The sequence below is a fragment of the Chitinimonas sp. genome, from assembly GCF_041904975.1.
Classification (GTDB): Bacteria; Pseudomonadota; Gammaproteobacteria; order Burkholderiales; family Chitinimonadaceae; genus Chitinimonas.
In genome coordinates, this window is record NZ_JAYRLZ010000225.1 from 1 (window position 1) to 7001 (window position 7001).

At 62.0% G+C, this 7001-nt stretch carries 7 protein-coding genes and 1 pseudogene; 1 reads left to right on the forward strand and 7 read right to left on the reverse strand.

The features are described 5' to 3' along the window. Positions 1–44: 44 nt before the first annotated feature. From ACE3OH_RS17200 to ACE3OH_RS17230, 7 genes and pseudogenes are all read right to left on the reverse strand, one after another. On the reverse strand, positions 45–1259 hold the full coding sequence (locus ACE3OH_RS17200) for a Yip1 family protein (protein WP_374355858.1): 1215 nt from the start codon (positions 1257–1259) through the stop codon (positions 45–47). A gap of 238 nt (positions 1260–1497) precedes the next feature. Further along, positions 1498–2478: pseudogene (gene astE / locus ACE3OH_RS17205) on the reverse strand (succinylglutamate desuccinylase). Between the two features lie 208 nt (positions 2479–2686). After that, on the reverse strand, positions 2687–3133 hold the full coding sequence (locus ACE3OH_RS17210) for a YaiI/YqxD family protein (RefSeq protein ID WP_374355861.1): 447 nt from the start codon (positions 3131–3133) through the stop codon (positions 2687–2689). A gap of 2 nt (positions 3134–3135) precedes the next feature. Beyond that, positions 3136–3690, reverse strand: coding sequence for a GNAT family N-acetyltransferase (locus tag ACE3OH_RS17215; RefSeq protein WP_374355864.1), 555 nt, complete (start codon positions 3688–3690; stop codon positions 3136–3138). Positions 3691–3834: 144 nt separating this feature from the next. Further along, positions 3835–4179, reverse strand: coding sequence for a hypothetical protein (locus tag ACE3OH_RS17220; RefSeq protein ID WP_374355867.1), 345 nt, complete (start codon positions 4177–4179; stop codon positions 3835–3837). Between the two features lie 24 nt (positions 4180–4203). Beyond that, positions 4204–5277 carry an enoyl-CoA hydratase/isomerase family protein gene (locus tag ACE3OH_RS17225; protein WP_374355870.1) on the reverse strand — a complete coding sequence of 358 codons (1074 nt, stop codon included), beginning with the start codon at positions 5275–5277 and terminating at the stop codon, positions 4204–4206. 102 nt (positions 5278–5379) lie between these two features. Next, the gene (locus tag ACE3OH_RS17230; protein ID WP_374355873.1) at positions 5380–6171 is read right to left on the reverse strand and encodes an enoyl-CoA hydratase; all 792 of its coding nucleotides are present in this window, start codon (positions 6169–6171) and stop codon (positions 5380–5382) included. 125 nt (positions 6172–6296) lie between these two features. On the opposite strand from ACE3OH_RS17230, the gene ACE3OH_RS17235 reads away from it, so the two are divergent. Further along, a complete protein-coding gene (locus ACE3OH_RS17235) occupies positions 6297–6644 on the forward strand; it encodes a hypothetical protein (protein ID WP_374355876.1) in 348 nt (115 codons plus the stop codon). The last annotated feature ends 357 nt before the right edge of the window (positions 6645–7001 follow it).

Consider the following 7001-nt stretch of genomic DNA (forward strand, 5'->3'; position numbering starts at 1 on the left):
CAAAACTCGACCCGGCGCGACCGGCGACAAAACGTCAACAGAGCCTAGCCAGCCGGCGCGTGCTTCATCGCTTCGAGCTTGCCCAGATCGACCGTGCCGATGGCTTCCTTGACGGCCGGCGCTGCAATGCCGGTAGCGTGCGTTTCCACGATCACGCCATTGGCCAGCACCAGGGTGTATTCGGCGCGGCTGCCGTCTTTCTGGTACTGCTCGCGTACGCTGCGGCTGCCTTGCTTGTAGATTTTCTCTACCGATGTGTCGGTTTCCTTATCCATGGTGAGATTGGCCCAGGCGGCGAACGACAGCAGGCCGCCACCGCCGCCGAAATCGGAAATCTTCATTTCCAGCTGCTTGCCATCAGCCTGGTAGCGGGCGCTGGCGATGGATACATTGAAGCCCATGGCGCCGGTACCTTCGGATTCGATCGAGGCACGCGGCAAGCCACCCAGGGTGTCAGGCAGGACGGCTTTCAAATCCTGTGGTGCAAACGGTTTGCCCGATACGCCCAGTGCAGCCGCCGCCACCTTGCCGGCATCGGCCGGGTCGCCCGAGGCCTGCGCCTGCTTGGAAGCGGCTTCGATACGCTTGGCCGCTTCCTGCAACTTGGCAGTATCGATGGTGACCTGGCCGTCCGGCGTCTTGACCGAGAATTCGCCGCCACTGCCGCCGTGGGCCATCTGGCCCATCATCGAGCCCATGGTCAGCATGCCGACCACGCCGCCAATCACCATGGAAGCGACAATGCCGCAGACCACCAGCACCGCCACATAGCCAGGCGCCTTCTCTTCCGGCACCTTCATCAACACCGGCGTACCGAGATAGAGCAGGTAAATACCATACAGGCTACCCAGCACCGCCAACATGCCGAGCATGGGCACGATGGACAGCACGCCGGCAACGAAACTGGCGGTATACGAATACGCCACCAGCTTGAGCGCATTGTTCTGGTTCTTGCTGCCACCAAAGCTCGGCGCCAGCGCATCGGCGATCAGCGACAGGCCGTAAATCAGCGCCAGCGACACTACATACATGACGATGCCTGAAACCAGACCAGAGACGATAGGCGCACGGTAGCTGAAGCCGAAGGCACTCCTGCCCACCATGGTGCTGCCGATAAAGCCCGCCACTGCCGGAATCGCCGCCAGAATCGCCAGATAGCCCTTGTACAGGGTGGCGGTGTCGGTGTTTTCGGCCTCGATAGCCGGCCAGGTTTCCTTGGGTTTGAGCAGGATGTCTTGAACGCGCTGAACCAGATTCATAGTGTTGTCCCGATGAAGATTGGAAATGCCACGGGCAGACCCGCGCTACAGCTCGTGGTATTTAATCATGACAAGGGAATAGAGCGGCCAATATATTCTGGGCGCGCCGCGCTGCTGTGGCGGCAATGGCGCAAATGTACGCTGTGGATAAGGCAAGCTCTGAGGATTCCGGACCTGAAGGGGCAGGATCAAATCACCCCGCCCAAGTCCAAGCAGCAAGGGCGCTGCCACGCGCCGCTTACAGGCTGGCTGGCACCACCAGCAGGCCGGCACGCAGGCCCGGCTTTACCTTGGCATTGGGGAACACGATCAGGGCGCCCTCGTCCTCCACCACGAAGCGTTGCTCGCCATCCTCGGCCAGCACCATGCCAAGCGGTAGCGATGAGAAGTTCTCCACATCGGCAGCGAGGTTCAAGCGGAACTGCTCGCTGTGTTTGATCAACTCGCGCGCCACCCGGTACAGCGCCGGCATGGCGGTATCGGCCGGCAGGCCCGTGTCGCCCGCCAACAGGCGGCGCAGGCTGCTTTCCAGCAAGTCGAGGTTCACCGACTGGTTCTGCCCGAATGGCCGTGCCTTGCCCAGCTCCACGGTAAAGCCATGGGAGCCGCAATGGCGGCGGGTGAAGTAGGAAAAGGTCGGCGAGGGCTTGGCCTGCAGCAAGACCGCACTGATGCCGCAGGCGCCAAGGCGCTTGATTTCCTCGCCATCAAACCCCGCCTCGTGGGGATAGGGGTAGATGGCGAATTTTTCGATCCTCGAGCCGCGTATGGCGGTGTGCAGGTCGTAATGCAGCTTGAATCGTGTCGCGCCTGGCGCGCCAAAAAACTGCAACGCCGCCGCCTCCAGTTCGCGCGCACGCAAGGCAGCCGGGCCATTGCCGGTCAACTCGGCCGCTTTGCCGAACAGGCGGTTCAGATCCTAATCCAGATAGCGCTCGTTGCGGCGCATCGCTTCCGGATTGCCGAAGGCAAACAACACCCGCGCCTTGGGTAGCAGCTGGCCCGCCAGTATTTCCTGCAATAGCTGCGCCGCCAGCTCGATCGGCGCCGTTTCATTGCCGTGGATGCCCGATGAAATCAGCAGATCCAGCCCGGCATCGGCCGGCTCGATGGCGATCAGCCCCTCACCCCAAACGGCAAGGCGCGCGCCGCATGGCAGTGTGGCGGGCCAAGCCGGCTCCGTTTTTCCGGTCAGCAAGTGCGTCAGATAGTCTTCCACAACTCAGTATTTCCTTTGAATCGAGCTTGTCTTGGCCACGGGCGCAGCATTTCAGGCTGTCGGGAACGCTTCGCCCCCGAATCCTTGGCATAGCGCAGAAAAAGCGATACAGCGAAATCAGCATCGACACAGAGCGCACACTGATTCGGACGGGCCTTCCTCAGTGCGCTCTGTGTCTTCCCTGCTAACTATGTCTACAGATTTGCTCCTAGCGCTTCGCCGCCAGCAGTTTGTCCAGCACCTTGGCAAATGCTTGGCGCTCGGCCTGACCAAAAGCGGCCGGCCCGCCGGTTTCCACCCCGCTATTGCGCAGGTTTTCCATAAAGTCGCGCATCGACAGGCGCTCGCGGATCGTCGCGGCCGTATGCAATTCGCCACGCGGATCGAGCGCCCGTCCACCCTTCTCCACCACCAGCGCCGCCAGCGGGATATCGGCGGTGATCACCAGATCACCCGCCTGCACCTGCTGCACGATATAGCCATCAGCCACATCAAAGCCACTCGGCACCTGTATCGCGCGGATATGCGGCGACGGCGGCACGCTGATCAGCTGGTTGGCCACCAGGGTAGTGGCAATGCCGGTGCGATCGGCGGCGCGGAACAGAATCTCCTTGATCACCCTGGGGCAGGCGTCGGCATCAACCCAGATGCGCATGTTCAGCCAACCGCGTTTGCGCGTTGCGCACGCCGCTCTGCCCATTCCGAGCGCAGCACCGACAGCACCACGCTGTCGATATAGGCGCCATTGGCAAACATATAGCCGCGCAGTACCCCTTCGCGTACAAAGCCGCATTTCTCGGCCATTCGCAGCGAAGGCAGGTTATCCGGTGCGGTATTGCATTCCACCCGGTTGATCGGCAAGGCTCGGAACAAGTAATCGATCAGGGCATTCACCGCCTCGCTGGCATAGCCCTGACCGCGCTTGGCCGGATCAAAAATGCTCCAGCCCACTTCACGGGTATCGCTATAGCGCTTGGCCTTGAAGTGCACCACATCGCCAATCACCGACCCGCTCTCGTCGCAGATCAGCAAGCGCTCGTGGTCTTCGCTGGAAAAGCCGTCTTCGGCAAAACGTGCACGTACACGTTGCGGGCTGACCATGCGGATCGAGGTATGTTCGCCACGCGCCACCGGGTCGCAGGCCGAGCGCTCCAGTATGGGCAGGTCGGCTTCAGTGACATGGCGCAGGGTAATGCGTTGCGATTGGATCATGCTGAGAAGGGAGTCATGGATGCGGACGGCCATCATAGCAGCCGTGGCCCGTTTTCGCGGCAGCTCAGCCCGCCCCCGGAGTTCGCTGCGCTTTATCGAGGCTAGTGTTTGCCACAATCACCATGCGCGTTTCAAGCCGCCGAATCAGTTGATCCCCTTGCGCAAAATCGGCAAGCACAGCTTGTAGCCCTCGGCATAGGCCGCTTCCAGGCTCATGGTTTCGGCGTCCTTCTTGTCGTAGAAACGATCGAGCAGCGCCTTTTCCATGTCGGACTGCGGCTTGCGCTTGGGCTCGCCGGCTTGGCGGGCTTTCAGGATGCCGCGCGCCACCCTGCCCCACTGCTGGCAGGGGTTGCTCGGGCCATCGTCGACGGTGCCGCTCGCCGGTGTGCTGGCGCCATTCGCATCGACGGGGGCATTTGGCTCTTCGGCATAGGTGGGCTGGGCCAGCAATAGCAGGGTGGCGAGAGACAGCAGGGCGCGCTTCATCGGGGTTTCCTTTGGCTACCGGTATCAGGCGGTGAAGAAAGCATCGACATGAGCCTCGCTCACTTCGGCCAGCGTGGCGGGCGACCAGCGAGGCTGGTGGTCCTTGTCGATCAGCAGGGCACGCACGCCTTCGGCGAAATCGCCCTGGCGGCAGCATTGCTGCGACAAGGTCAGTTCCATATCGAATACTTCGCGCAGCGACATGAATTTCGCCCGCTGCTGCGCCGCCACGATCAGGCGCATCGACGTTGGCGAGCCGGCGGCCAGCTTCTTGGCGCCGGCGCGCAGCCAGTCGTCGCTACCTTCATAGCTCGCTATGGCAGCGACCATCTCGTCTACCGTGTCGTAATCGGTAAATGACTGGATGGCGTCGTAATGGGCGCGGATCGGCGAAGGCGGCAACTCCAGCGCGGCTTCGCGCGCTTCGCCACGCAAGGCGGATGACAACAGGCGGTGATTGACCTTGGGCTCATCTTGCCAGGCAATGGCGCCCAACAAGTCTGGCAGGCGGCTGCGGGTGGCGGAAGGCAGGGCAAAGTCGGCCATGCCGACATAGAGCGCATCGGCGGCATTGAAGGATGCGCCGGTCAAGCCCAGATACAGTCCCAAGCGGCCGGGCAGGCGGCTCAGGAACCACGATCCGCCGACATCGGGATACAGGCCGATGGTGATTTCCGGCATGGCAATGCGCGAGCGCTCGGTCACCACCCGGTGGCTGGCGCCCGCCATCAGGCCGACGCCGCCACCCATCACGATTCCATGGCCCCAAGCCAGTATCGGCTTGGCGTAAGTATGAATGGCGTAATCGAGTTCATATTCCTCGCGGAAAAACGCCTCAGTGGCGGGAAAGTCACCGGCCTTGATCGCATGGTGCACCGCCACCACATCGCCGCCGGCGCAGAAAGCCTTTTCGCCGGCGCCTTGCAGCACGACGCACACCACCGCTGGGTCGCGCTGCCAGGCGTCAAGCTGCGGGCTCAGCAGGCGGATCATGTCCAGCGACAGGGCGTTATGGCTTTTCTCGGCATTAAGGGTGGCAACGGCAATCTGCTTGCCATGGCTGGCGGGCCAGAGTTCGAACAGGACGGAATCAGTCATGGTATTTTCGGGTGTCGAATCGTGTGTGGTGTATGGCAATGGCGGCGCGATAGAAGCGCAACGATGCCCGGCAGTTCAAACCCAGCCACCGGGCAGGATCAATCAGCAATTCTTCCACACCGGCTTGCGCTTCTCCAGAAACGCCTTCACGCCCTCGGCCTGGTCTTCGCTGTCGAACAGATCGACGAACATTTCGCGCTCCAGCGGCAGTGCCGACCACATCGGCTGGTGGCGGGCGGCCTGGATCAACTTCTTGCAGGCGGTAACCGAGGTCGGGCTTTGCTTGGCGACCTTCTCGGCCAATTCCAGCGCCTTTTGCCGTGCTTCGCCGGTGGGCACTACTTCTTCCACCAAGCCGATGCGCAAGGCGGTGGCGGCATCGACGCGTTCGCCGCACAGAATCATCCGCTTGGCCCAGCCCTCACCCACCAGCCAGGGCAGATGCTGGGTGCCCAAGCCGCCGGGCAGCAGGCCGACGGTAGCTTCGGGCAGGGCCATCACCGCGTGTTCTTCAGCAATGCGAATATCGCAGGCCAGCGCGCACTCCAGCCCGCCGCCCATGGCATAGCCATTGAGCGCAGCAATGCTCACGCCACGGAACTGCGCCAACGCTTCGAAAGCCTGGCCAAAATAGTTGATCATTTGCCGGGCGCGCGCCTTGTCGCCCGAGCCGAAGACATTGAGGTCGGCGCCGGCGCTGAAGAATTTCGGGCCGTCGCCGGTAATCACCAGCGCGTAAACATCGCGATCGGCATTCAGGCTGGCGATCAGCGCCTTCAGGGCCGGCAGGCTTTGTTCGGTCCAGGTATTGGCCGGCGGGTTCTTGATGGTCAGCACCACGGTATGGCCGATGCGTTCGACCTGCAGTTGTTCTGTGCTCAATGTGTCAGCCATGGGGCGCTCCTTGTCATCGAATGGGCGACACTATAACGCCATGCGCTTCGCTGCGCTGCAGATTGACGCCAGCGTCAATTTGTCGCCACACTGGCGCGTTTTTTCAACCCGATATGCAAGGATTCATGATGAACCGTCTCGCTGCCCTCACTGCCGCCCTGCTGGCCTGCGCTGCCTTTGCTGCCGAACCAGCCCCGGCTGCGCCAGCTGCACCGGCCGCGCCTTCTGCTACCGCAGCCGCCATCGCTGCTGCCAAGCCCGTATGCGAAAAGCCGGAATACCCGGGCCGCTTGGCTGATCAGTCGAAAATCGACCGCTTCAACAAGAAGTACAAGGCTTATGGCGACTGCATGCGTAAATTCATCGATGAGCAAAGCGCCATCTCGAAAGCCGCCGCCGATGCGGGCAACAATGCCATCAATGAATTCAACGCCTATGTGAAGGCTGTGAACGAGCAGGCAGGCAGCAACTAAGCCTCGACCCGCGCCTGCAGCTGCACAGCTGGCTAGCAGGTAAATCCTGTATTCACAGAGAACAGTGAGAACGCGGAGCGCATCGGGCAAGGCCAATATCGATCTGCCTTTCTCTGTGTGCTCTGTGGTCTCGGTGCCCTCTGTGTCTACCGATGTTTGGGGATGCCGATTCCTTCGCCGCCCCCGAACCATTGCCGCGTTCGCGGCTAAAGCCGCACCTTAAGCTCTGCACTGCGCGCCCTGAATCGGTGATTACGCGCAGAGTGATTGCTGTGTAGGAGCGGCGTGAGCCGCGGCGATAGGGGTGGTGGGGGGGGTAGCCGCGGCAAAAGAGGGTGGGGCCCCGGCGGAGTAGGC